Source organism: Streptomyces sp. NBC_00038 (assembly GCF_026343635.1).
In the GTDB taxonomy this organism is placed as follows: domain Bacteria; phylum Actinomycetota; class Actinomycetes; order Streptomycetales; family Streptomycetaceae; genus Streptomyces.
In genome coordinates this window covers 4887132-4909784 of record NZ_JAPELQ010000001.1, presented here as the reverse complement: position 1 = coordinate 4909784, position 22653 = coordinate 4887132, and the positions used below count along the sequence as shown (strand labels likewise).

The 22653-nt window shown below is 70.4% G+C and carries 21 protein-coding genes and 1 riboswitch; of the genes, 10 read left to right on the top strand and 11 right to left on the bottom strand.

The features are described from left to right. Nucleotides 1-127: 127 nt before the first annotated feature. Both OG219_RS22060 and OG219_RS22055 read right to left on the bottom strand, forming a co-directional pair. Nucleotides 128-1108: a zinc-binding dehydrogenase gene (locus OG219_RS22060; RefSeq protein ID WP_266829061.1), complete on the bottom strand. Its 981-nt coding sequence runs from the start codon at nt 1106-1108 to the stop codon at nt 128-130. 39 nt (nt 1109-1147) lie between these two features. Continuing rightward, on the bottom strand, nt 1148-2311 hold the full coding sequence (locus OG219_RS22055) for an NAD(P)-binding protein (RefSeq protein WP_266829059.1): 1164 nt from the start codon (nt 2309-2311) through the stop codon (nt 1148-1150). Between the two features lie 144 nt (nt 2312-2455). On the opposite strand from OG219_RS22055, the gene OG219_RS22050 reads away from it, so the two are divergent. Next, the gene (locus OG219_RS22050) at nt 2456-3136 is read left to right on the top strand and encodes a pentapeptide repeat-containing protein (RefSeq protein ID WP_266829058.1); all 681 of its coding nucleotides are present in this window, start codon (nt 2456-2458) and stop codon (nt 3134-3136) included. 213 nt (nt 3137-3349) lie between these two features. Here OG219_RS22050 and OG219_RS22045 read toward each other — a convergent pair whose 3' ends face one another. After that, a complete protein-coding gene (locus OG219_RS22045; RefSeq protein WP_266829057.1) occupies nt 3350-3850 on the bottom strand; it encodes a hypothetical protein in 501 nt (166 codons plus the stop codon). Nucleotides 3851-3887: 37 nt separating this feature from the next. Between OG219_RS22045 and OG219_RS22040 the strand changes: the two genes are divergently transcribed. Beyond that, nucleotides 3888-5330 (top strand): M1 family metallopeptidase, encoded by a 1443-nt coding sequence (locus OG219_RS22040; protein ID WP_266829055.1) that lies wholly within the window; start codon nt 3888-3890, stop codon nt 5328-5330. Between the two features lie 8 nt (nt 5331-5338). Here the strand turns inward: OG219_RS22040 and OG219_RS22035 are convergent, their stop codons facing one another. Together OG219_RS22035 and OG219_RS22030 are read right to left on the bottom strand one after the other, a co-directional pair. Further along, on the bottom strand, nt 5339-6304 hold the full coding sequence (locus tag OG219_RS22035) for a bifunctional GNAT family N-acetyltransferase/NUDIX hydrolase (RefSeq protein WP_266829053.1): 966 nt from the start codon (nt 6302-6304) through the stop codon (nt 5339-5341). Between the two features lie 104 nt (nt 6305-6408). After that, nucleotides 6409-6984, bottom strand: coding sequence for a TerD family protein (locus tag OG219_RS22030; RefSeq protein ID WP_266829051.1), 576 nt, complete (start codon nt 6982-6984; stop codon nt 6409-6411). 202 nt (nt 6985-7186) lie between these two features. Between OG219_RS22030 and arfB the strand changes: the two genes are divergently transcribed. Together arfB and OG219_RS22020 are read left to right on the top strand one after the other, a co-directional pair. Further along, nucleotides 7187-7615, top strand: coding sequence for an alternative ribosome rescue aminoacyl-tRNA hydrolase ArfB (gene arfB / locus OG219_RS22025; RefSeq protein WP_266459488.1), 429 nt, complete (start codon nt 7187-7189; stop codon nt 7613-7615). Nucleotides 7616-7694: 79 nt separating this feature from the next. Further along, nucleotides 7695-8603 (top strand): sigma-70 family RNA polymerase sigma factor, encoded by a 909-nt coding sequence (locus tag OG219_RS22020; protein WP_266829049.1) that lies wholly within the window; start codon nt 7695-7697, stop codon nt 8601-8603. Between the two features lie 22 nt (nt 8604-8625). On the opposite strand, the gene OG219_RS22015 is transcribed toward OG219_RS22020, so the two are convergent. Continuing rightward, nucleotides 8626-9201, bottom strand: coding sequence for a flavin reductase family protein (locus OG219_RS22015; RefSeq protein WP_266829047.1), 576 nt, complete (start codon nt 9199-9201; stop codon nt 8626-8628). A 388-nt stretch (nt 9202-9589) separates the two neighbouring features. On the opposite strand from OG219_RS22015, the gene cdgB reads away from it, so the two are divergent. Together cdgB and OG219_RS22005 are read left to right on the top strand one after the other, a co-directional pair. Further along, nucleotides 9590-11329 (top strand): diguanylate cyclase CdgB, encoded by a 1740-nt coding sequence (gene cdgB, locus OG219_RS22010; protein WP_266829045.1) that lies wholly within the window; start codon nt 9590-9592, stop codon nt 11327-11329. Nucleotides 11330-11459: 130 nt separating this feature from the next. Then, a complete protein-coding gene (locus OG219_RS22005) occupies nt 11460-12476 on the top strand; it encodes a carbohydrate-binding protein (RefSeq protein ID WP_266829043.1) in 1017 nt (338 codons plus the stop codon). Between the two features lie 12 nt (nt 12477-12488). On the opposite strand, the gene OG219_RS22000 is transcribed toward OG219_RS22005, so the two are convergent. From OG219_RS22000 to OG219_RS21990, 3 genes are all read right to left on the bottom strand, one after another. Next, nucleotides 12489-13418, bottom strand: coding sequence for a 1-phosphofructokinase family hexose kinase (locus tag OG219_RS22000; protein WP_266829041.1), 930 nt, complete (start codon nt 13416-13418; stop codon nt 12489-12491). A 162-nt stretch (nt 13419-13580) separates the two neighbouring features. Further along, nucleotides 13581-14726, bottom strand: a complete 1146-nt coding sequence (nagA, locus tag OG219_RS21995) for an N-acetylglucosamine-6-phosphate deacetylase (RefSeq protein ID WP_266829039.1) — start codon at nt 14724-14726, stop codon at nt 13581-13583. After that, nucleotides 14726-15676 carry an ROK family protein gene (locus OG219_RS21990; protein ID WP_266829037.1) on the bottom strand — a complete coding sequence of 317 codons (951 nt, stop codon included), beginning with the start codon at nt 15674-15676 and terminating at the stop codon, nt 14726-14728. The genes nagA and OG219_RS21990 overlap by 1 nt, the downstream gene beginning before the upstream one ends. A 129-nt stretch (nt 15677-15805) precedes the next feature. Here OG219_RS21990 and OG219_RS21985 point away from each other — a divergent pair, with 129 nt between their 5' ends. The 3 genes from OG219_RS21985 to otsB all read left to right on the top strand — a co-directional run bounded on the left by OG219_RS21985 (nt 15806) and on the right by otsB (nt 18356). Further along, on the top strand, nt 15806-17050 hold the full coding sequence (locus tag OG219_RS21985; RefSeq protein ID WP_266829035.1) for an extracellular solute-binding protein: 1245 nt from the start codon (nt 15806-15808) through the stop codon (nt 17048-17050). A 32-nt stretch (nt 17051-17082) separates the two neighbouring features. Then, a complete protein-coding gene (locus OG219_RS21980) occupies nt 17083-17319 on the top strand; it encodes a DUF3263 domain-containing protein (protein WP_266829033.1) in 237 nt (78 codons plus the stop codon). 209 nt (nt 17320-17528) lie between these two features. Then, nucleotides 17529-18356 carry a trehalose-phosphatase gene (gene otsB / locus OG219_RS21975; protein ID WP_266829032.1) on the top strand — a complete coding sequence of 276 codons (828 nt, stop codon included), beginning with the start codon at nt 17529-17531 and terminating at the stop codon, nt 18354-18356. A gap of 84 nt (nt 18357-18440) precedes the next feature. On the opposite strand, the gene OG219_RS21970 is transcribed toward otsB, so the two are convergent. Together OG219_RS21970 and OG219_RS21965 are read right to left on the bottom strand one after the other, a co-directional pair. Beyond that, nucleotides 18441-19829: a trehalose-6-phosphate synthase gene (locus tag OG219_RS21970; RefSeq protein ID WP_266829030.1), complete on the bottom strand. Its 1389-nt coding sequence runs from the start codon at nt 19827-19829 to the stop codon at nt 18441-18443. A 119-nt stretch (nt 19830-19948) separates the two neighbouring features. After that, nucleotides 19949-20923: a glucosyl-3-phosphoglycerate synthase gene (locus OG219_RS21965; protein WP_266829028.1), complete on the bottom strand. Its 975-nt coding sequence runs from the start codon at nt 20921-20923 to the stop codon at nt 19949-19951. Between the two features lie 179 nt (nt 20924-21102). After that, a riboswitch (SAM riboswitch) is annotated at nt 21103-21250 on the top strand. Between the two features lie 17 nt (nt 21251-21267). Between OG219_RS21965 and thrC the strand changes: the two genes are divergently transcribed. Beyond that, nucleotides 21268-22578: a threonine synthase gene (gene thrC / locus OG219_RS21960; protein ID WP_266829026.1), complete on the top strand. Its 1311-nt coding sequence runs from the start codon at nt 21268-21270 to the stop codon at nt 22576-22578. Nucleotides 22579-22653 lie beyond the last annotated feature (75 nt).

Sequence of the window (22653 nt, the reverse complement as noted above, 5' to 3'; positions counted from 1 at the left end):
CCACCCGGTTCACCTGTTTGGGTGCGGCTCACCCGGTCAGAAGACCATGAATCGGGGTGTATCGCATCTCCGGTCTTGTGGTCCATGTCTCCGGTCCTGTCGTTCCTGTCTCCGGTTTTTCGGCCGCTCATGTCTCCAGCACCACCTTGCCGACCGTGGCCCGGTTCTCCAGGGCGCGGTGGGCGGCGGCCGCCTCGGCGAGCGGGAAGCGCGTCACGGCCGGGGTCAGCCGGCCCGCGGCGGCCTCGGCGAGGGAGCGCAGTTCCAGGGTGAGGACGGGGTTCGGGCCGCCCGCCTTCCGCATCATCACGGGCCCGAGGACCTCCTGGGACACGCCCTCGACGAGCAGCGGGGTGCCGTTGTGCAGGCCCTCGCCGGACCAGCCGAAGACGAGGTGCGTGCCGCCGGGGCCCAGGAGCCCGACGGACTCGCGGGCCGTGTCGCCGCCCACGCCGTCGAAGACGACGGTCGCCTTTCTGGCACCGAGGAAGGCGCGGACCTTCTCCGGCCAGTCCGGGTCCTTGTAGTCGACGGCCAGGTCGGCGCCGTTCTTCTCCACCCGGGCCACCTTCTCCGGACCGCCCGCGAGCCCGATCACGGTGGCGCCCGCGTGCTTCGCGTACTGCACGAGCAGCGTGCCGATGCCGCCCGCCGCCGCCAGGATCACGGCCACCGAGTCGGGGCCGAGTTCGGTGAACTGGAGTATCCCCATCGCCGTACGCCCGGTGCCGATCATCGCGACGGCCTGTGCGAAGTCCAGGTTCCCGGGGATCTCGTGGAGGCGGTCGACGTCGGTGACGGCGAGTTCGGCGTACCCGCCGGGAGCGAAGCCGAGGTGAGCGACGACGCGCTTGCCGAGCCAGAGTCCGGCGACACCCTCGCCGAGGGACTCGACGGTTCCGGCGACCTCGCGGCCGGGGATCGTGGGCAGGGCGGGGAGCTCCGGGAGCGGGCCCCGCAGGCCCTCCCTGATCGCGGTGTCGAGAAGGTGTACGCCCGCCGCGGCGACGGCGATACGGACCTGGCCCGGGCCCGGGCGAGGGTCCTCGGTCCGCTCGTACGAGAGGTTCTCGGCCGGGCCGAAGGCGTGCTGGCGGATGGCGTGCATGGGAGCTCCTCGGAGTCGTCGTACGGCCAGCCTCTGACCTCAAGCGTGCTTGAGGTCAAGGCGTTCCCGGATCCGGAGGGCCAGCGTCACGGCTTCGAGCGCGCTGTTGAAGGAGACCTCCGAGAGCACGCCGGGGGCGGCGACCTGGTCGCCCGCGAGGTAGACGCCGTCGCCGCGGTCGATGGCCGGCCGGTCGCGCCAGCTCGTGCCGGGCAGGTCGACCGCGCCGGTACGGCCGTTGGCGGTGGCCTCGCTCCGCCAGGTCACGCGCTCGCGCCAGCCGTCGAAGGCGAGGTCGAGCAGGTGCTCGGCGCGGGCGATCCCGTCGGCCCGGGACTCGTGCGGGGCGATCGGGATCTGCCCCTGGACGAGCTGCTCCCCGGCCGGCGCGAGGGTGCGGTCCTGCGCGGTGAAGCGTTCGATCCAGCCGGGTGCGTCCAGGTCGGAGACGGCGAACGCGTCGCCCCGCCGGGTGCGGACGGCCACGTCGATGAGTGCGGTACGGCCGCTCGTCCAGGTCAGCGAGTCGTCCCTGAGGAGGCGGCGGGCGGAGTCGAGGGAGGTGGCGACGACGACGGGGCCGTCCTGGGGCAGCGCGTCGACCTTCGACAGGGTCTCCATCCGGACACCGAGCTTCCAGGCGCGGGCCGCCATCCGGTCGATGACGGATGCCCAGCCGCCCCGCGGATAGTGCGCCTCCGGGGGCAACTTCGTGGCGCGGCGCAGGCGTTCCTGCACGAAGGCCGCGGAGAGGGAGCCGGGGTCGTGGTGGAAGAGGGCGACGGCGGAGTAGTGCGCCGCGGCCAAAGCGCCCTCCTCGCCCGCCTGTTCCGTCGCCCAGGTCATGAAGTCGACGTCCACGGGCGCCTGTCGGGACGTACGGCGCAGGAGCTTGAGCATCGCGAAGGGCGGGGTGCGGCGCAGGGCGCCCTTGTGGTGGAGCCTGAGGCGGGCCGCTTCCAGGGGCGGGAGCGGGGCGAGCGGTCCGAGCAGGTTCCGCTGCTTGAGCCAGCTCCAGTGCGGGCCGCCGCTGTACAGCGCGTGCGGGCCTTCGTTGGTCTTGTAGGGGCTCTCGGAGGTGCGGGCCCGGCCGCCGAGCGTGTGGTGGGCCTCGTGCACGGTGACCTTGGCACCGGTCTCGGCGGCGCTGACGGCGGCGGTGAGTCCGGCGAAGCCGCCGCCGATGACGGTGAGGTGGGGCATGGCTGGGGGTCTCCCTCTGCTCCGGGTGCGTTGCCTCTCTGGTGTGTTGACTGTTCCAGGGGGCCGGAATGTGACACGGGGAGGTGAACTGGCAGGTACTTGCAGGTCAGGGCTGTTGTCAGTGGTGGGGTGCACCATGGGGGCATGGTGCGGAAAGCGGCGGGCGACGCGAAGAAACCGGTCAAAGGGGCGCGGCGGCCGGAGCTGCGGTTGCCGCCCCTGGAGCCGTACGGCGGTGCGGGTCTTGAGCCCGACGGGGACTACGACGGTCTCGAGTTCCGGGACGTGGACTTCGTCGGGCAGGACGGCGGGGGCGCGCGGTTCATGGACTGCGCGCTGACCGGGTGCGCCCTTGACGAGACGCGGCTGCATCACGCGCGCTTCCTGGACTCGGTTCTGACGGGCATACGGGGCGTGGGCACCGATCTCGCCGAGTCGACGCTGCGTGATGTCGAGCTGGTCGACGCCCGGTTGGGCGGGGTGCAGCTCCACGGGTCCGTCCTGGAGCGGGTCCTCGTGCGCGGCGGCAAGATCGACTACCTGAACCTGCGCAAGGCCCGCCTCAAGGACGTCGTTTTCCAGGGGTGCGTGCTGGTGGAGCCGGACTTCGGGGGTGCGCGGCTGGAGCGGGTGGAGTTTGTGGACTGTGTGGTGAAGGGGGTGGATCTCACGGGGGTGACGCTGACGGACGTCGACCTGCGGGGGGCTGTCGAGTTCGCGATCGCGCGGGGGGTGGATCGGTTGGCGGGGGCGGTGATCAGTCCGGCGCAACTGGTGGATTTGGCGGGGGTGTTGGCGGCGGAGATGGGGGTGCGGGTGGAGTAGGGGGTGGTTTTTTCGCCCCCTCCGCCCCTACCCGTCCCTTGTTCCTGGGGCTCCGCCCCAGACCCCGCTCCTCAAACGCCGGAGGGGCTGAATGTCTTTAGCCCGTCCGGCGTTTGAGGACGAGCCCTTCGGGCGATCGGGGGTCTGGGGGCGGAGCCCCCAGGTACGGGACGGGTAGGGGCGGAGGGGGCGAAAAAACTCCCCGCCGTCACCTCACGGCACCCGAGGAAACCGAGCCTCCAACGTCCACACCGCCGGATTCTCACGAAGCCCTTCGTGAAGGTCGACGAGGTCGGCGATCAGGTCGTGGAGAAAGTCCCGCGCCTCACGCCGAAGCTCGGCGTGAGAGAAGGTGAGCGGCGCCTCCTCGACCCGCATCCAGTCGGCCTCGACATCCACCCACCCGAACCGCCGCTCGAACAGCATCCGATCCGTCGACTCGGTGAAGTCGAGCTCCGCCCGCTGCGGCCGCGAGGCCCGGCTACCGGCCGGATCCCGGTCCAGCTGCTCCACGATGTCGCACAAGGCCCACGCGAAGTCCAGCACCGGCACCCATCCCCAGGCTGTGGACAACTCCCGGTCCGCCTTGGCATCCGCGAGATAGACGTCCCCGCAGAACAGGTCGTGCCGCAGCGCGTGGACGTCCGCACGCCGGTAGTCGGTCTGCGGGGGGTCGGGGAAGCGGTTGGAGAGGGCGTAGCCGATGTCGAGCACGTAGGTGATGGTGTCACGCCCTCGTAGGATCTCGGACGTGCCCCGATCCTCCCCCGCCACCCCCTTTGCCCTGGCCATCGCCCTGGCGCTCACCGCGTGCAGCGGGGGCGTGCAGGGCAAGCCCGGCGCCTCCGGCGTGAGCGACCCGTACTTCCCGAAGCTGGGCAACGGCGGCTACGACGTCACGCACTACGACCTGACCCTCTCCTACGACCCGGGCACCAAGCGCCTGGACGGGACGGCGGAGATCACGGCGAAGGCCACCCAGGACCTGAGCGCCTTCAACCTCGACCTGCAGGGCCTGGACGTCGACGAGGTCACCGTCGGAGGAGTCGGAGGCGCCGGAATCGCCGAAAGCGAGGGAGAGCATGCCGACGCCCGCTGGAACCGCGCGGGCCACGAGCTGACCGTGCGCCCGCACGACGACCTCGACAAGGGCGAGACCTTCCGCACGACGGTCCGCTACTCCGGCACTCCGGAAACGCTCACCGACCCCGACGGCTCGGAGGAGGGCTGGCTGCGCACGGCCGACGGCGCCCTCGCCCTCGGCGAACCCACCGGCTCGATGACATGGTTCCCCGGCAACCACCACCCCTCCGACAAGGCGTCGTACGACATCGAGGTCACCGTCCCCGAGGGCCTGCAGGCCGTCTCCAACGGCGAGTTGAAGGACGAGACGACGCGGAACGGCCGCGCCACCTTCACCTGGCACAGCGCCGAACCGATGGCGAGCTATGTGGCGACGGTCGCGATCGGCACGTACGACATCACCCGGACCACGACGAAGAACGGCCTGCCCGTGATCGTCGCCGTCGACCCGACGCAGTCCGCGGCGAGCAAGAAGGTGCTTGCGAGCATCCCCGAGATCATGGAGTGGGAGGAGTACAACTTCGGCCCGTACCCCTTCTCCTCGACGGGCGCGATCGTCGACCGCCAGGACGACGCGGACTACGCCCTGGAGACCCAGACCCGCCCGGTCTTCCCCGGCGCCCCCGACACCGAGCTCCTCGTCCACGAACTGGCCCACCAGTGGTACGGCGACTCCGTCACCCCCAAGACCTGGCGGGACATGTGGCTCAACGAGGGCTTCGCCACGTACGCGGAGTGGCTGTGGCAGGAGGACCACGACGGCGACACGGCCGAGGAGACCTTCAACTCCCTCTACAGGGGCGACTACTACGACGACCCGGACCTCGACGAGGCCGTCTGGTCCTTCCCGCCTGCCAAGCCCTCCAGCGCGGCACACATCTCCGACAGCCCCGTCTACGAACGCGGCGCGATGGTCCTCCACAAGATCCGGCAGACCGTCGGCGACGACACCTTCTACGACATCCTCCAGGGCTGGGCCACCGCCCACCACCACGGCAACGCGGACACCGCCGACTTCACGGCGTACGTGGAGAAGTCCGCGCCGGACGAGGACTTCGATGGGATCTGGAAGGACTGGCTGTACGGGGAGGGGAAGCCGGCGAATCCGTGACCGCCCCCTCAGTCGGACGTCGCGGCATCGTCCAACTCGACGAGCAGCGAGGGTAGTTGGGGTGGCCAGATGGGCTCGGGCGAGGCGGCCAGCTCTTGCGGGGTCCACCAGCGATAGCCGAGGATTCCCTCCTCGGCGTGCGAGACGTCGAGATGGTCGCCGACGGGCTCGCGACGCGGTCCGCGTGCCACGTAGATGTGATCGTTCTGGCGCACGGGAATCCCGGCCCGGGTGAAGTCGTGTTCCCACGTGCACAGCAGGGCCCCCGGCTCCAGGTCGGTCCACCCGGTCTCCTCGTGCAGCTCCCGCAGGGCGCCCTCCCGCGGGCTCTCCCCGGGTTCGAGTCCACCGCCGGGCGTGGCCCAGTGGAGGCCCACCTCGTCGTTGTCGTACTGGAAGAGGAAGACCGAGCCGTCCGGATCGAGAACGGCGACGCGTGCCGCCGCGCGCGGGGTCCGCAGCGCCTTGCGCAACACCGCACAGGGGCGCCGGAGTCGCAGATCCTCACGCCGCCCGATGACCTCGTACCCGAGCGCGGTCCAGAAGGCGAGCCCCTTGGGATTGCTGTCGAGAACGGCAAGCCGCACTCCGACCCGCCCCGCACCCCGGAACCGCTCCTCGACGATCCCCGCCAACTCCCGCCCATATCCCCGACGTTGCTCGCCCGCATCCACGAGAAGCAGCCCGATCCAGGGATCGGGATCCGCCGGATCAGGATGGAGCGCGAGGGTGATCACAACCCCGACGAGCCGCCCTCCGGCACTGTCACGGGCCAGCAGAACCTCCACGTCCGGGTTCGCCAACTCCTCGCCCAGCGCGGCGGCAACCTGCTCCGGGCGGATGTCGTCGGGATCGGGAAAGTCGCCGCTGAGGGCGTGGAAGTCGCGGTTGGAGGCGTGGAGGGCGGTGAGTTCGGAGCGCAGAGCGCTGTCCGCCAAGGCCAGGTCCGCCAGGGCCAGGGGTTCGAGGATCACGCGAGGCAGATTATGGCGTGTCCGGCTGAACGGCACGGCCGCCCGGCCGGAGAACTCTCCCCGGTCGGGCGGCCGTTGACCACTCTGGTGTGCCGCAGCGAACGTCAGACGTTCACGCCGAAGTCCTGGGCGATGCCCACCAGGCCCGACGCGTAGCCCTGGCCGACGGCGCGGAACTTCCACTCGGCGCCGTTGCGGTAGAGCTCGCCGAAGACCATGGCGGTCTCGGTGGCGGCGTCTTCCGACAGGTCGTAGCGGGCGATTTCGGTGCCGCCGGCCTGGTTGACGATGCGGATGTAGGCGTTGCGGACCTGGCCGAAGTTCTGCGAGCGGGTCTCCGCGTCGTAGATGGAGACCGGGAAGACGATCTTGTCGATGTCGGCGGGGAGACCCGCCAGGTTGACGTTGATCGCCTCGTCGTCGCCGGCGCCCTCACCCGTGCGGTTGTCGCCGGTGTGGACGATGGTCTGGTCCGGGGTCTGCTTGTTGTTGAAGAAGATGAAGTGGGCGTCCGAGTAGACCTTGCCCTCGGGGTTGACCGCGATCGCGGAGGCGTCGAGGTCGAAGTCGGTGCCCGTGGTGGAGCGGACGTCCCAGCCGAGGCCCACGGTGACGGCGGTCAGGCCCGGAGCCTCCTTGGTGAGCGAGACGTTGCCACCCTTGGACAGGCTTACAGCCATTGTTGGGAGTCCCTTCCCTCGTTGCGTACGCGCACAGTGCTCGTACGTTTGGGCTTCGTACGGGCACGAAGCTACAGCTACCCCTAAGAACGCCACGAGGGGTACCGAAGGTTCCTGCCCTCTTTACTTTCTTTACCTAGGAGGCGAGGAGTCGCTGAAAAGCGGGTGACGTGGACCGGACATCCGAGCGACCATGTACCTCATGTCCGGTCCTTACGTCATTCGCGGCTCCGTCTCCCTCCCGGAGGCCGAGCTCATGTGGCGTTTCTCGCGCTCCGGCGGGCCCGGTGGCCAGCACGTCAACACGAGCGACACACAGGTGGAACTCGGGTTCGATCTCGCGAAGACCAACGCGCTGCCGCCCGTCTGGAAGGAGCGCGCCCTCGACAGGCTCGCCGGGCGGCTCGTCGACGGGGTCATCAGCGTGCGCGCCTCCGAGCACCGCTCGCAGTGGCGCAACCGGGAGACCGCCGCCGTACGGCTTGCCTCCCTCCTCGCCGAGGCGTCCGCGCCGCCGCCCAAGCCCCGCCGGGCCACCCGTATCCCCCGCGGGATCAACGAACGCCGGCTCCGCGAGAAGAAGCAGCGCTCCGACACCAAGCGCGGGCGCAACGGGCGCGACTGGGGTTAGGGGCGCCCACTGGCTCCTGTCACATCTGCAGCCTCCGGTCCGTCAGACCACTGACGGACCCCACGAGGAGATGTGACCCATGAGCGACAGCAACGTCGGCATCGACGGCGACAGCGAATTTCTCGCCGCCCGGTTCGAATCCCACCGCAGCCACCTCCGTGCCGTCGCCTACCGCATGCTCGGCTCGCTCGCGGAGGCCGACGACGCTGTCCAGGAGGCCTGGATCAAGCTCAGCCGGGCCGATTCCGGGCGGGTCGAGAATCTGGGCGGGTGGCTGACGACCGTCGTGGGGCGGGTGTGCCTGGACATGCTGCGCTCGCGCAGGACCCGGGGTGAGGAGCCGCTGGAGGACCCCGGGCCGGCGGTGCGGATGCCGGAGCCGTTGCTCAGCCCCGTCAGCGGGATCGACCCCGAGCAGGAGGCGCTGCTCGCCGACTCGGTGGGCCTCGCGCTGCTCGTCGTACTGGAGACGCTGACTCCCGCGGAGCGGCTCGCGTTCGTGCTGCACGACCTGTTCGCCGTGCCCTACGAGGAGATCGCGCCGATCGTGGGCCGTACGGCGACGGCGTCCCGGCAGCTCGCCAGCCGGGCCCGGCGCCGGGTCCAGGGCGGGGCGCCCGCGCCGGATCCCGACCTCGCCCGGCAGCGGGAGGTCGTCGACGCCTTCCTGGCGGCGGCCCGCGAGGGCGACTTCGACGCGCTCGTCGCGGTCCTCGACCCGGATGTGGTGGCGCGGGGCGGTGCCGGTGGCGCCGGCGGCGTGACGGTCGGCGCGATCGCCGTGGCCTCGGGGGCGAGCGCCTTCGCGCATCTGGCCCGGCTGGCGCGGCCCGCCCTCGTCAACGGGGCCGCGGGTTTCGTGGTGGTGTCGGAAGGGCGGCTCATCGCCGTCCTGGCCTTCACCGTCGTACGCCGCAGGATCGCCTTCATCGACATCCTCAACGACCCGGAGCAACTGGCAGGGGTCGACGTCTCGGTCGAGCTGTAGCGGCCCTCGACAGGCAGACGTCTCAGCCCAACTGCCGGTACCTGCCCTTGAAGTACGTCAGCGGGCCCCCGTCCTCGCTCGGCAGCCCCGCCGTCAGTACGCGGCCGATGACGAGGGTGTGGTCCCCGGCGGGCACCCGCTGCTCCGTGCGGACCTCCAGGGTCGCCAGGGAGCCGCCCACCAGCAGTGCGCCGGACGCCTCTCCGCGTACGTACGGGATGTCCTCGAAGAGGAGGCGGTCGCTGATGCGGCCCTTCATGGCGAAGCGGCCCGCGATGTGGCGCTGGCTCTCGGAGAGCACGGAGACGGCCCACAGGGGCTGTTCGGCGAGCAGGTCGTCCATGCGGGAGCCGTCGCGCAGGCTGACCATGACGAGGGGCGGGTCGAGGGAGACGGACATGAAGGCCGTCGCCGTCATGCCGATGTCCTCGCCGCCCGGTCCGTCCGGGTCGAGCGCGGGCTCGTGCGCGGTCACCAGGACCACGCCCGCGGCCAGCCGGGACATGGCGGCGCGGAACTCGTCGTTGCTCACCCCCTCAGCATGCACGGGTGAGGTGGGTGGAGTGGCGGGGGGAGCGAGAGGGGGAGTGTTGAGCACGCCGAAACGCTAGTCTCCGGTCCCGGGGCCGCACATCGGTCCCCCGCCCGAACCGGGTCCTAGGACCCGGGACGTAGCGAATGCGGAACGACTGTGGACCGGCCGCTCACCCGCATCGGACACAATCGCTCACAGTGCTTGCACAGCTCCCTAATATGCGCTCAATAGGCGCACGGAGAAACTGCAGAAACCCCACTCAATTGTTCACGTTACGCTGTGACTTGAGTCACAGGAGCCATATTTTGTTGACCCTGTGTACCGAGTGAGCAGCGCGCTGTGATTCAGTGACTGGGAAGCTACGCAAGAAGCTACCAACCGGTAGACAGAAGAGAACCAGGTACGCCGAAGAGAACCCTGGAGTTGCTGCGAGGTCTCGAGGGGAGGGCGAATGGAGACCGAGTCGGAGCCCTACGTCCGTCTTGCGACCCTGCGGCAGCTGCACACGGTGATGGCGGACATGAACACCGCGCGGAGCCTGGCGGACACGCTGCAGACGGTCGCCGACGGAGTGGTCACCGGCCTCGGCTACGAGCTTGCGTGTGTCAACCTCGTACGCCCGGACGGCGACCTCGTGGTCGCCGCGCTCGCCGGCAACTCCGCCGCCGAGGCCCTCATCACCGGCCGCGTCGGCTCCCGCGCCTCCTGGGACCGCCGGCTGAACATGGGCGAGGCCTGGGGCGACCTGCGGTTCATACCGCACACCGAGGGCTGGGTCCTCGACGACGACGACGTACCGCAGTGGTACACCGACGGTCCCGCGCCCCGCTTCGAGGACGAGTGGCACCCCGCAGACCGCCTCTTCGCACCGATGTACACGCCTGGCGTCTCCGGCAGCAGCAGCTGCGGCGAACTGATCGGCGTCCTGTCCGTGGACCGGCCGCGCAACGGACGGCGGCCCGGCGCGTGGGGGCGCGAGGCGCTCCAGATGTACGCGTTCCAGGGCGCCATCGCCATCAGCAACGCGCGTCTACGAGCGAATATGCAGCGTGCACTTGTCCGGCTGGAGCGTGAGCAGCAGGCGCTGCGGGCCAGCGAGGAGAGCTTCCGGCAGGCCTTCGAGTACGCACCCTCGGGCATGGCCATCGCCGAGATGGGCGGCGACCAGCACGGGCGGATCCTGCGCACCAACGACGCGCTCTGCCGCCTGCTCCTGCGCCCCGCCTCCGCGATGCGCCGCTACTCCTTCTCCGACCTGGTCCACCCCGAGGACATCGGCACCCTGCTGCGGACCTCGGCGGAGGGCGGTCGCGCGGAGCTGAGACTCTGCCGCCGCGACAACACCTACGTCTGGGTGTCCCTGCGCAACTCCGTCGTGGCCGACGCCGCCGACGGCCCCCGGTTTCTACTCACGCACGTCGAGGACATAGAGGAACGCAAGCGCCGCGAGGTCCAGCTCGCCCACCGCGCCTCCCACGACTCCCTCACCGGCCTGCCGAACTCCGCCGAGCTGCGCTCCCGGCTCAGCTCCCGCCTCTGTCAGCGCCCGCAGGCCCTCCCGCCGGGCGCGATCGAGTCGCTGGACGCGGCGTACGGGCACGGGCCCCAGCAGTATGCGGAGCTGCCGGGCGGCGAGCACGGCTCGTACGACGGGAACGGCAACGGGAACGGCGGCCAGGGCGGCTACGACGGGAACGGGCACAGCTTCGACCCGTGGCCCAGTTCCGAGGCGTACGACGCCTTCGACCACCATGTGCACACCATCGCGCCCGAGGGCGAGACGGACGACGGCACCAAGGGGCTCGCGGTGCTCTTCTGCGACCTCGACGGCTTCAAGTCGATCAACGACCGGTTCGGGCACAACGCGGGTGACGAGGTTCTCATCGAGGTCGCGCGCCGGCTGACCAACGTCGTCCGGGACGGTGACACGGTCGCCCGGCTCGGCGGTGACGAGTTCGTGGTGCTCGCCGACGGGCTCGGCCGGGCCGACGCGCAGGACCTCGCCGTACGGCTGCGGAACGCGATCATCCCTCCCATCAGGGTCGACGGCCGGGCCGTCCGGGTGGGCGCCAGCTTCGGCATCGGGTGGGCACACTGCGGTATGACGGCGGACGAGGTACTGAAGTCCGCCGACGAACGGATGTACATCGAGAAACGGTCTCGTCCCAAAGCACATCGGCGTGCCGGATAAGTCGCAGGTCAGTGGGTTGATGCGGCGAAGGACACCTGTTTGGCCCAGCGAGACCGGGTAGGCTCGCCATTCATCCATGCATGAATCTGCACCGTCCGCATCTGTACCGCACCCGCTAGGAGACCAAGGGATGACGCCCGGCAACAACGGCGCGAGCACGCCCGAGGACGATGACCCGTTCGGCTATCTCTACGAGGATGGCCAGGCCAACGGAGCCACCCCGCCCAGCGGGGGCGGCGGCTACGGTTACCCGGGCTCGGTCAACAGGGTGCGTGCGGTCGGCGAGCGCCGCAACGGACCGCAGCAGGGCGGGCAGGCCGCGTACGGCCAGGCCCCGACCGCGCAGTACGGTCAGCCGCAGGCTTTCGGCCAGCCCCCTGCCTACGGACAGCAGGTGCCGCAGCAGGCCGCCTACGGCCAGCCGAACGCGAACTACGCCGCACCCGAGACCGTCCCCGGAGGCGCGCCCACGACCCGGCACGCACCGGTCGGTGACGGCGGCGGGCGCGGCCGTGGATCGAACGGGCCGAACACCAGGGGCCTTCTCATCGGCGCGATCGCCGTGGTCGCCGCCGTCGTCATCGGCATCAGCATCGCCATGCTGAGCAGCGACTCGGGCGACGACGACAAGGACGCCGCAGGCGGGGCGAGTTCGACGCCCTCGACCTCCCAGAGTTCCTCGCCGAGCGAGACGGCCAGCGAGCCGGCCACGGTCGAGCTGCCCACGATCGACGCGAAGGCGCTGAACCTCGGCACCGGCGTGACCACGGCGACCGACGTCGAGGGCGCGCGGTCCGACGGCGGTGTCTATGTGACGGGCCTCAACCAGGTCGGCGCCCAGGTCACTTGGACCGTCAACGGCATTCCCGAGGACGGTGTCTACACCATCTTCACGCGCTACAGCGTGCCCGGCAGCGATCAGCAGATGACGCTCACCATCAATGGCAAGGATTTCGGCAGCAAGCTCAACCTGAAGAACTACGCCGAGGCCCCAGAGGGTGACTTCGCGAAGGGCTGGACGAGGACCTACTCCTGGCCCACCCTCACCAAGGGCACCAATACGATCTCCATCTCCTGCCAGAACGGCGACAGTTGCAACGTCCTGCTGGACCAGCTGCAGCTGAAGGCAGGCCAGGTCAAGGACTAGCGAAGGTGGCTGCTAGGCCGCGCTCGCGTCCCGCGTGACCGCGACCTGGTCGAGCAGCTCCTCGTACGTCCGGCGGTCGAACTCGCCCGCCACGGGGGCCAGTACGGCCGCCGCCGAGAGGGCCACGGCACGGGCCAGGCGGCCCGGCCAGTGGAGGCCGTCGACCAGTCCCGACAGCAGGCCCGCGACCGCCGCGTCGCCGGCGCCCGTCGGGTTGCCGCGGACGCGGTGCGGCGGGGTGGCCCGCCAGCGGCCCTCCGGGTTCTCCGCGAGGAGGCCTTCGGTGCCCAGGGAGGCCACGACGGTGTGGGCGCCGCGGCGGCGGGCGGCGCGGGTGGCCTGCAACGGATCGTGGGAGCCGGTGAGTTCGGCGAGCTCGTCGGAGTTGGGCTTGATGATGTCGGGGCGGGCGGCGACCGCGCGGCGCAGCGGCTCGCCGCTGGTGTCCAGGAGGACGGGGACCGCCGACGCGCGGGCGGTGCGGACCAGTTGGGCGTACGCGCCCACCGGCACCCCCGGCGGCAGGCTGCCGCACAGGGCCACCGCCGAGGCGGAGCGCAGCAGATCCTCGTACGCCTCCTGGAAGGCCGACCACTCGGCGGGTGTGATCGCCGGTCCGGGTTCGTTGAGCTGAGTCGTGTCACCTGTGGTCGTGTCGACCACGGCTATCGTGCGGCGCGTTGAGCCCTGGGTCGGTATCAGCGCGTCCACCACTCCTGGTGTGTGCGCGAGTTGGTCCTGCACGGCGCGGCCCGTCGCGCCGCCCGTGAAGCCCGTGGCCGTCACCTCGTGGCCGAGGGCGGCGAGCACCCGGGCCACGTTCAGGCCCTTGCCGCCGGGGCGTTCGGTCACCTCGGTGACCCGGTGCGAGGTGTGCGGGCGCAGGGACCGTACGTGATAGGTGAGGTCGAGGGCGGTGTTCAGCGTGACGGTGAGGAGCACGTCGGCCTCCCTCGAAGAGAATCAGCAAGCAGACGCGGGGAATGCGCTTGCCGGTTGTTCCGGAGGCTCGATCATGCCAAACGCGACGGCGGTCGGCCCAGTCCCACGGGCCGACCGCCGTACGCCGCAATGCTGTCGATCTGCTGTCAACAAGGGTGCGAATCAGCCCAGTTGGGGATCCACCACCCATTCGCCCCTGCGCATCACGCCCTTGAGCTCGAAGGCGGAGTCGAGGATCACCAGGTCCGCGTCCTTGCCCGGCTCCAGGGAGCCCACCTTGTCGTAGATGCCCAGGAGGCGGGCGGGGTTGGCGGAGAGTGCCGCCACGACGTCCTCGACCGGCAGCCCGTCGATCGTGACCGCGCGTTTGAAGGCGCGGTCGAGGGTGAGTGTGGAGCCCGCGATCGAGCCGCCCTCCACCAGGCGCGCGACGCCGTCCGAGACCTCGACCTCCAGCGGGCCGAGCATGTAGCGGCCGTCGCCGAAGCCCGCCGCGTCCATGGCGTCCGTGATGAACGCGACCCGCCCTGCGCCCGCGTGATGGAACGCCAGCTCCAGGGAGGCGTGGTGGAGGTGCGTACCGTCGTTGATCAGCTCGACCGTGATCCGCTCGTCCTCCAGCAGCGCCGCGATCGGGCCCGGCGCGCGGTGGCCGAGCGCCGGCATCGCGTTGAACAGGTGCGTCGCCACGGTCGCGCCCGCCTCGATGGCCTCGACCGTCTGCTCGTACGTCGCGTCGGTGTGCCCGATCGCTGCGATCACCCCGTGCTCGGCCAGCAGGCGTACGGAGTCGATGCCGCCCGGCAGTTCGGTGGCGAGGGTGACCATGCGCGCCTGGCCCCGGGCCGCGTCGATCAGCTTGCGGACCTCCGCCGGGTCGGGGTCGCGCAGCAGTTCCTCGGAGTGCGCGCCCTTGCGGCACGGCGAGATGAACGGGCCCTCGAAGTGGATGCCCGCGATGTCGCCCTGCTCGGCCAGTTCGGAGAGGAGCCCGGCGCGCTGGGCGAGGCCGTCCATGTCGCCGGTGACGGTGGAGGCGACGGTGGTGGTCGTGCCGTGCAGGCGGTGGGTGTGGATGCCCTTGAGGACGTCCTCGACCGTGCCCGAGGTGAAGGACGCGCCGCCGCCGCCGTGGTTGTGGATGTCGATGAAGCCCGGGACCAGCCAGTGGCCCGTCAGGTCGACCGTCCGCGCGTCTGCGGGAGCGCTCCCGGCGATCCGCGTGCCGTCGACGATCACGCGGCCGCCGTCCACGGTCCCGGTGGGCAGTACCACCTGTGCACCGGCGAAAACCTTGCTAGTGGCCATCAGGTGGTTACCTCCGAGGGGGTGGTAGCGGTGGTGGTCAGGAGATCCCAGGCCAGCAGCCCGGCGCCCAGGCACCCGGCGGTGTCCCCGAGGGCCGCGGGGACGAGGGACGGCAGCTTCTGGAAGGTGACGCGGCGTTCGACCGCGGCCCGCAGTGGTGTGAACAAGGTTTCCCCGGCCTCGGCCAGACCGCCACCGATGATCAGCGTGCGGGGGTCCAGCAGGGTGAGCGCCGTGACGAGTCCGTCGGCGAGCGCGTCGAGGGCGTCCTGCCAGACCCGTACGGCCCGCTCGTCCCCGGACTCGACCGCCTTCGCGCAGTCCGCCGCGTCCGCCTCCGGTTCCCCGGAGGCCGCGGCCCATGCCTTGCTGACGGCCGAGGCGGACGCGTACCGCTCCAGACAGCCGCGCTGGCCGCACGGACACGGGGCGCCCCCGGGCCGTACGACGATGTGACCGATCTCGCCCGCGAAGCCGTGCGCGCCCGTCTCCACACGGCCGCCGATGCCGATCGCGCCCGCGATCCCCGTGCCGAGCGGCACGAAGAGGAAACGGTCCGCTCCCCGCCCCGCGCCGATCCGGCCCTCCGCGAGGCCGCCGGTGCGCACGTCGTGCCCGAGCGCCACCGGCACTCCGCCGAGCCGGGCGCCGAGCAGTTCGCGCATCGGTACGTCGCGCCAGCCGAGGTTGGCCGAGTACACGGCGATGCCGCGGTCGGCGTCGACGATGCCGGGGACGGCGACACCGGCGGCCGAGGCTCCCTCGCCGAGGTGCTGCTCGCCGTACGCGCGCAGCTCGGCCGCGAAGTCGAGGATGCCCTCGACGACGGCGTCGGGCCCGCGCTCGCGCCCGGTCGCCCGGCGCGCCTGATGGAGGAGCTCGCCGTCGGCGCCGACGAGGGCGGCCTTCATCCCGGTGCCGCCCACATCGAGGGCGATGACATGTCTCACGAGGGACAGTGTGGCCCGTTGACCCGGAAGAGGTCTAGTCCACTTACGTGGTGTAGACCTTATGTCGAGATATCGAACGGTCGGTCGACAGAGTGTGGGGCAGAAGCGGTGCGGCGGCGTAGGACAGGAATGATCGCGGTGGTGTCCGCACTGGGTATGACAGCCTCCCTCGGAGGCTGCCGAAGCTCCGGCGACACCGGAGACGTGACCCTGAAGCTGGTGGCCGCCGACTACGGCGACTCCGACGCCAACAGCTCCCAGAAGTACTGGGACACGCTGGTCAAGGAGTACGAGGCCGATCACCCGGGGATCAAGGTCGAGGTCAGCGTCTACTCCTGGACCGACGTCGACCGCAAGGTCAAGGAGATGGTCGCGGCCGGGAAGGCGCCCGACATGGCGCAGATCGGCGCCTACGCCGACTACGCCGCGAAGGGGCAGCTCTACACCGCCGACGAACTGCTCTCCATACCCGTACAGGCCAACTTCGCCCTCCAGCTCACCGACGCGGGGGAGCGGCAGCGGGTGCAGTACGGCCTGCCCTTCGCCTCCTCCACCCGGCTGCTCTTCTACAACAAGACCCTCTTCGCCCAGGCCGGTCTCACCCCGCCGAAGACCTGGAACCAGCTTGCCGCCGACGCCGAGGTGCTCAAGGCCGACGGCGTGGAGTTCCCGTACGCGCTGCCGCTGGGGCCCGAGGAAGCGCAGGCCGAGACGATGCAGTGGATGCTGAGCGGCGGCGGTGGCTACACCGACGACGTCGGCACGTACGCCATCGACTCCGACGAGAACGTCAAGACGTTCACCTGGCTCAAGGACGAACTCGTCGGCAAGGGGCTCACCGGGCCGACCGCGCCCGCGAAGCTCAACCGGGCGGACGCGTTCGCCGCGTTCACGCGCGGTGAGGTCGGGATGCTCAGCGGGCATCCCACGCTGATGAAGATGGCCGCCGACAAGGGTGTGAAGTACGGCATGGTGCCGATGCCGGGCGCCGACGGCCAGAGCAAGTCCACGCTGGGCGTCGCCGACTGGATGATGGCCTTCAAGCAGAACGGCCACGCCGACCAGGTCGGCGACTTCCTCGACTTCGTCTACAGCGACAAGAACGTGCTCGCCTTCTCCCGCGAGTACGACCTGCTCCCGGTCACCACCTCCGCCTCCGAGGCCATGACCGCCGACACCGACGACCAGGATCTCGCCCCGTTCCTCGAGGAACTCCCCACCGCCGAGCTGTACCCCGTCGACAAGACCTCCTGGGCCGGTGTCAGCGCCGACATCAAGGAGCAGATGGGCAAGGCGGTGGGGGCGGACGGGAGTCCGGCGGGGGTGCTGGGGTCGCTGCAGGCCGAGGCGAGTGCGGCGGACAGCGGGTCGTAGTGGTGTCGGTGGCTGGGGCTACGGTGCTGTCCATGGAACCTGAGGAGTCGCTCGGTCCGCGGGAGCGGGGGATTCTTGCCATGGAGCGCCGGGGGTTCGGCGGGCCCGGGGCGAAGGAGCGGGCGATACGGGAGCAGTTGGGGTTGGCTCCTGTGCGGTACTACCAGCTGCTCAACGCGCTGCTTGATGATCCGCGGGCGCTTGCTCATGATCCGGTTACGGTGAATCGGTTGCGGAGGGTGCGGGAGGCCCGCCGGGGGGAGCGGTGAGGGGGGTTGCTGTAGGGGTTTTTCGCCCCCTCCGCCCCTGCCCGTCCCGTTCCTGGGGGCTGCGCCCCCAGACCCCCGCTGTCGCGCTGACGCGCTCGTCCTCAAACGCCGGACGGGCTGAACCGGGCGTAGCCCGGAAGTGCGGGACGGGTAGGGGCGGAGGGGGCGAAAAAACACCCCCCAACCCCCACGCGGATTAGGGTCACCGTATGGCCACCCCCACAACCCCCGCCGGCCGCGACGGCCTCGACGCCATCCTCGCCCGGCCGGGCCACGCAGTGATCGGCCTCGACTTCGACGGCACGCTCGCCCCGATCGTGCCGGACCCCGAGCAGGCCAGGGCCCACCCCGACGCGGTCCCCGCCCTCGCGGCCCTCGCCCCGAGGGTCGCCTCCGTGGCGGTCGTCACCGGCCGCCCGGCCGCCGTCGCGGTCGAGCACGGCGGCTTCGCGGGGGTGCCGGGACTGGAGCACCTGGTCGTTCTCGGGCACTACGGCGCCGAACGCTGGGACGCGAGGAGCGGCGAGGTCAGTGCCCCCGCCCCGCACCCCGGCGTCGCCGCCGTCCGGGCCGAACTGCCCGGGTTCCTCGACGCGGTCGGCGCCCGGCAGGGCACCTGGATCGAGGAGAAGGGGCGGGCCGTCGCCGTCCACACCCGCCGCGCCGCGGACCCGCAGGCCGCGTTCGAGGCGCTGCGCGAGCCCCTCACCGGCCTGGCCGCCCGGCACGGCCTGATCGTCGAACCGGGCCGCATGGTCCTGGAACTCCGCCCGCCGGGTATGGACAAGGGCGTGGCCCTCCTGGAGTACGTCCGCGAGACCGGAGCAGAGTCGGTCCTCTACGCGGGCGACGACCTGGGCGACCTCCCCGCCTTCGCCGCCGTCGAAAAACTCCGCTCCGACGGCATCCCGGGCCTCCTGGTCTGCAGCGGCAGCTCGGAGGTCGCCGAACTGGCGGAGAGGGCAGACCTGGTGGTCGACGGCCCAGCAGGAGTCGTAGACCTCCTGAGGTCACTGGCAAAGAGGCTCAGCCAGTAATCTCCGGCCAGCAGCAGCGCCCCGTCAGGGGCGCGGGGAACTGCGCGACCAGCCACAGCGCCCCCGCAGCCAAAGAACAACCCCTCACCCCTCCAACTCCCGCAACTGCTCAAGAAACCACTGCGCCGGAGGCAGAGCGGTAGCCGCGGCCGCGAGCCGTTTGGTTCGCTCAGCGCGTTCCCCCGCTCCCATCACCAACGCCTCGTGCAACGCCCCCGCCGTACCGACCACGTCGTACGGGTTCACCACGATCGCGTCCTCGCCCAGCTCCTCGTACGCCCCGGCCTCCCGGGACAGCACCAGCACGCACCCCTCGTCGGAGACGACCGGCACCTCCTTGGCGACAAGGTTCATCCCGTCCCGGATGGGGTTCACCAGCGCCACGTCGGCGAGACGGTACGCGGCGAGGGAGCGGGCGAAGTCGTCGTCGACGTGGAGGAGGACCGGGGTCCAACCGGGCGTGCCGTACGCGGAGTTGATCTCGTCGGCCACCCGCTGCACCTCGGCGGTGTAGTCGCGGTAGACGGCGAGGTCCTGCCGGGACGGGTAGGCGAAGGCCACGTGCACGACCTGCTCGCGCCAGGACGGCTGGTCCTCCAGGAGCTGCCGGTACGCCAGCATGCCGCGCACGATGTTCTTCGACAGCTCGGTCCGGTCGACCCGCACGATCGCCTTCCGGCCCTCGCCGATCTGCTCACGCAGTGTGACCATGCGTGCGGCGACGTCCGGCTCGTGCGAGCGCCGCCGCAGGAAGTCCGCGTCCGCCCCAAGGCCGTGCACCCCGACCCGGGTGTCACCGAGGCCGCCGACCAGCTCCTGCGCGCACGCGGTGAACGCGGACGCCCAGCGCTGGGTGAGGAAGCCGAGCCGGTCCGCGCCGAGCATGCCGCGCAGCACCTGCTCGGCGATGTCGTCGGGGAGCAGGCGGAAGTAGTCGACCGGCGCCCACGGGGTGTGCGAGAAGTGGCCGATGCGGAGATCCGGGCGCAGCTGCCGCAGCATGCCGGGGACCAGGGTCAGGTGGTAGTCCTGTACGACCGCCACGGCGCCCTCGGCCGCCTCGTCGGCCAGCGCCCGCGCGAAGGCCCGGTTGTACTCCTCGTACGACGCCCACTGGCGCCGGAACTCCTTGTCGAAGACCGGCTCCAGCGGCGTCTGGTACAGCATGTGGTGGACGAACCACAGCACGGAGTTCGCGATGCCGTTGTAGGCGTCCGCGTGCACCTCGGCGTCGATGTCCAGCATCCGCACGCCGTCCTCGCCGACCCCGCGCGCCACCGCTTCGCGGTCACCGTCGCCGAGCGCGGAGCACACCCACAGGGCGCCCCTGTCCGGGCCGATGGCCGACAGGCCGGAGACCAGGCCGCCGCCGCCGCGCTTGGCCTGTAGCTCGCCGTCTTCGCGCACGTCGTAGGAGACCGGGCCGCGGTTGGACGCGACGAGGATCTGATGATTGCCGTACGGAGAAGCCATGCCTCGAAATCTAGCCCAGCGCCTAAACGCTCAAACGTTCCAGTCTGCGGGTGGTGGGGGCTGGTCGCGCCCCGCGGCGGAGCCGCAGATGTCACAGCCCCGCGCCCCTAAAGGGGCGTTTACGCAGCCTTGCGTTCCTGGTACTCCGAGATTTCCGCCATCGGAGGCCGTTCCTCCGTATCGACGGAGTAGGTGCGCGGCTCGAAGCCGGACTCCCCCCGTTCGAACTGCGTGATGGCCGGGCGGATGAGGTGGCCGCGGGCCAGCCTCAGCTGGGCCGTGCGGTAGATCGCGGCGGACATCCGGCCAAGGGCCTGCCCGTCCTGGTGCCGGTGCTTGCGCACGCCGACGTCTACCTGGGCGAGCGCGTCCAGGCCCACCAGATGCAGCGCGTCGACGAGCATGCCCAGCTCAACGCCGTATCCGACCGGGAACGGGAGCTGTTCGAGGAGCGAGCGGCGGGCCGCGTACTCGCCGCCGAGCGGCTGGACGAAGCCGGCCAGCTGCGGCCAGTGCATGTTCAGCAGGGGGCGCGCCATCAGCTCGGTGACGCGGCCGCCCTGGCCCGCGGCGGTTCTGCCGGAGGTGGGCTCATTGGGCAGGTTCAGGGGGCGGTCGTACATCGCCTTGACCAGGTCCACACCCGGATCGGTGAGCAGCGGCCCCACGATCCCGGAGACGAAGTCCGACGAGAACTCCTTGAGGTCCGCGTCGATGAAGCAGACGATGTCCCCGCTCGTCACGAGGAGTGACCGCCACAGGACCTCGCCCTTGCCGGGCACGGCCGGGATGCGGGGGAGTATTTCGTCCCGGTGAACGACCCGGGCGCCCGCGGCGGTGGCGACCTCGGAGGTGCGGTCCGTCGAACCCGAGTCGATGACGACGATCTCGTCGACCAGGGGGACTTTTCGCGTCATCAGGTCGCGGCGGATGATGGAGACGATCTCACCGACCGTCGCCTCCTCGTTGAGCGCGGGCAGGACCACGCTCACCGTGGAGTTGGCGGATCGCTTCGCGGCTATCAGCTTCTTGAGCGGGCGGTCACTCACGGACCAGGAGCGCGTGCTCAGCCAGCGCTCGACGTCTTCCAGCACGTGCGGCTCTCCCTTGCGTTCATTGGGATGCTTGTGCCCGTCGCCGCGCCAGCGGTTGGTGTGTCGCTGTCATCTCGCGGTTCGGACGGCTCTCTCCACCATCCAGGCCTTCGGTTACAGTCTTGAACAACGCTGATGACCATCGCATGTCGGGGGTCGTCCAGCCCACAACTGAATACCGCTCATCCAGAGGGGCAGAGGGATACGGCCCGTTGAAGCCCCGGCAACCCTCCAGCTGGTTCTTGTCACGTCGACGTGGTGAGGCTCCCGGCTCGGGAAGGTGCCAAATCCGTCTCACGGCGAAGTGCGTCGTGAGGAAGATGAGGAGAAAGGGCCTCGCCTCCATGGCTGCGCAGACAGATGCAAGCACCACGAACACCGTGACCTCCCCGGATTCCGCGAACTCCGTCGATCTGGGCCCCGCCGCCGCGCTCTCCTGCCGCGAGTGCGGACACCGTGTGCCGCTCGGCCCGGTCTTCGCCTGCGAGGAGTGTTTCGGCCCGCTGGAGATCGCGTACGACTTCTCGGCCTACGACACCGAGGACCTCCGCAAGCGCATCGAAGCGGGCCCCGCGAACATCTGGCGCTACGCGCCGCTCCTCCCCGTTCCGGCGGACGTAGCGGAGAAGCCGAACATCAACCCCGGCTGGACCAAGCTCGTCCAGGCCGACAACCTCGCCCGCGAGCTGGGCGTCACCCCCGGCAAGCTCTTCGTCAAGGACGACTCCGGCAACCCGACGCACTCCTTCAAGGACCGCGTCGTCGCCCAGGCCATCGAGGCCGCGCGCGCGTTCAACTTCACCACCCTCTCCTGCTCCTCCACCGGCAACCTCGCCGGCGCCGTCGGTGCCGCCGCCGCCCGTGCCGGCTTCCGCTCCTGCGTGTTCATCCCGCACGACCTGGAGCAGGGCAAGATCGTCATGGCCGCGGTGTACGGCGGCGAGCTCGTCGGCATCGAGGGCAACTACGACGACGTGAACCGTTTCTGCTCCGAGCTGATCGGCGACCCGGCCGGCGAGGGCTGGGGCTTCGTCAACGTCAACCTGCGGCCGTACTACGCGGAGGGCTCGAAGACCCTCGCGTACGAGATCTGCGAGCAGCTCGGCTGGCAGCTCCCCGACCAGCTGGTCATCCCGATCGCCTCCGGCTCCCAGCTCACGAAGATCGACAAGGGTCTGCAGGAGCTGATCAAGCTCGGGCTCGTCGAGGACAAGCCGTACAAGATCTTCGGCGCCCAGGCCGAGGGCTGCTCGCCGGTCTCCGTGGCCTACAAGGCCGGGCACGACGTCGTACGGCCCCAGAAGCCGAACACCATCGCCAAGTCGCTCGCCATCGGCAACCCGGCGGACGGGCCGTACGTGCTCGACATCGCGCGGCGTACCGGCGGTGCGGTGGAGGACGTCGACGATGAGCAGGTCGTCGAGGCGATTCGGCTACTCGCCCAGACTGAGGGCATCTTCGCGGAGACCGCCGGTGGCGTGACTGTTGGCGTGACGAAGAAGCTGATCGAGAACGGTCTGCTGGATCCGACGCTGACGACTGTTGTGCTGAACACCGGCGATGGTCTCAAGACGTTGGATGCGGTGGCCGGTACGGGGCTTACCGCGACCATTCGCCCCAGCCTTGAGTCCTTCAGGGAAGCTGGGCTCGCGTAAGAGGTCGTTGTTCTTCTGCGGGCCGGTAGGGGCTGGTCGCGCAGTTCCCCGCGCCCCTGAGGGCGACTACCTGAC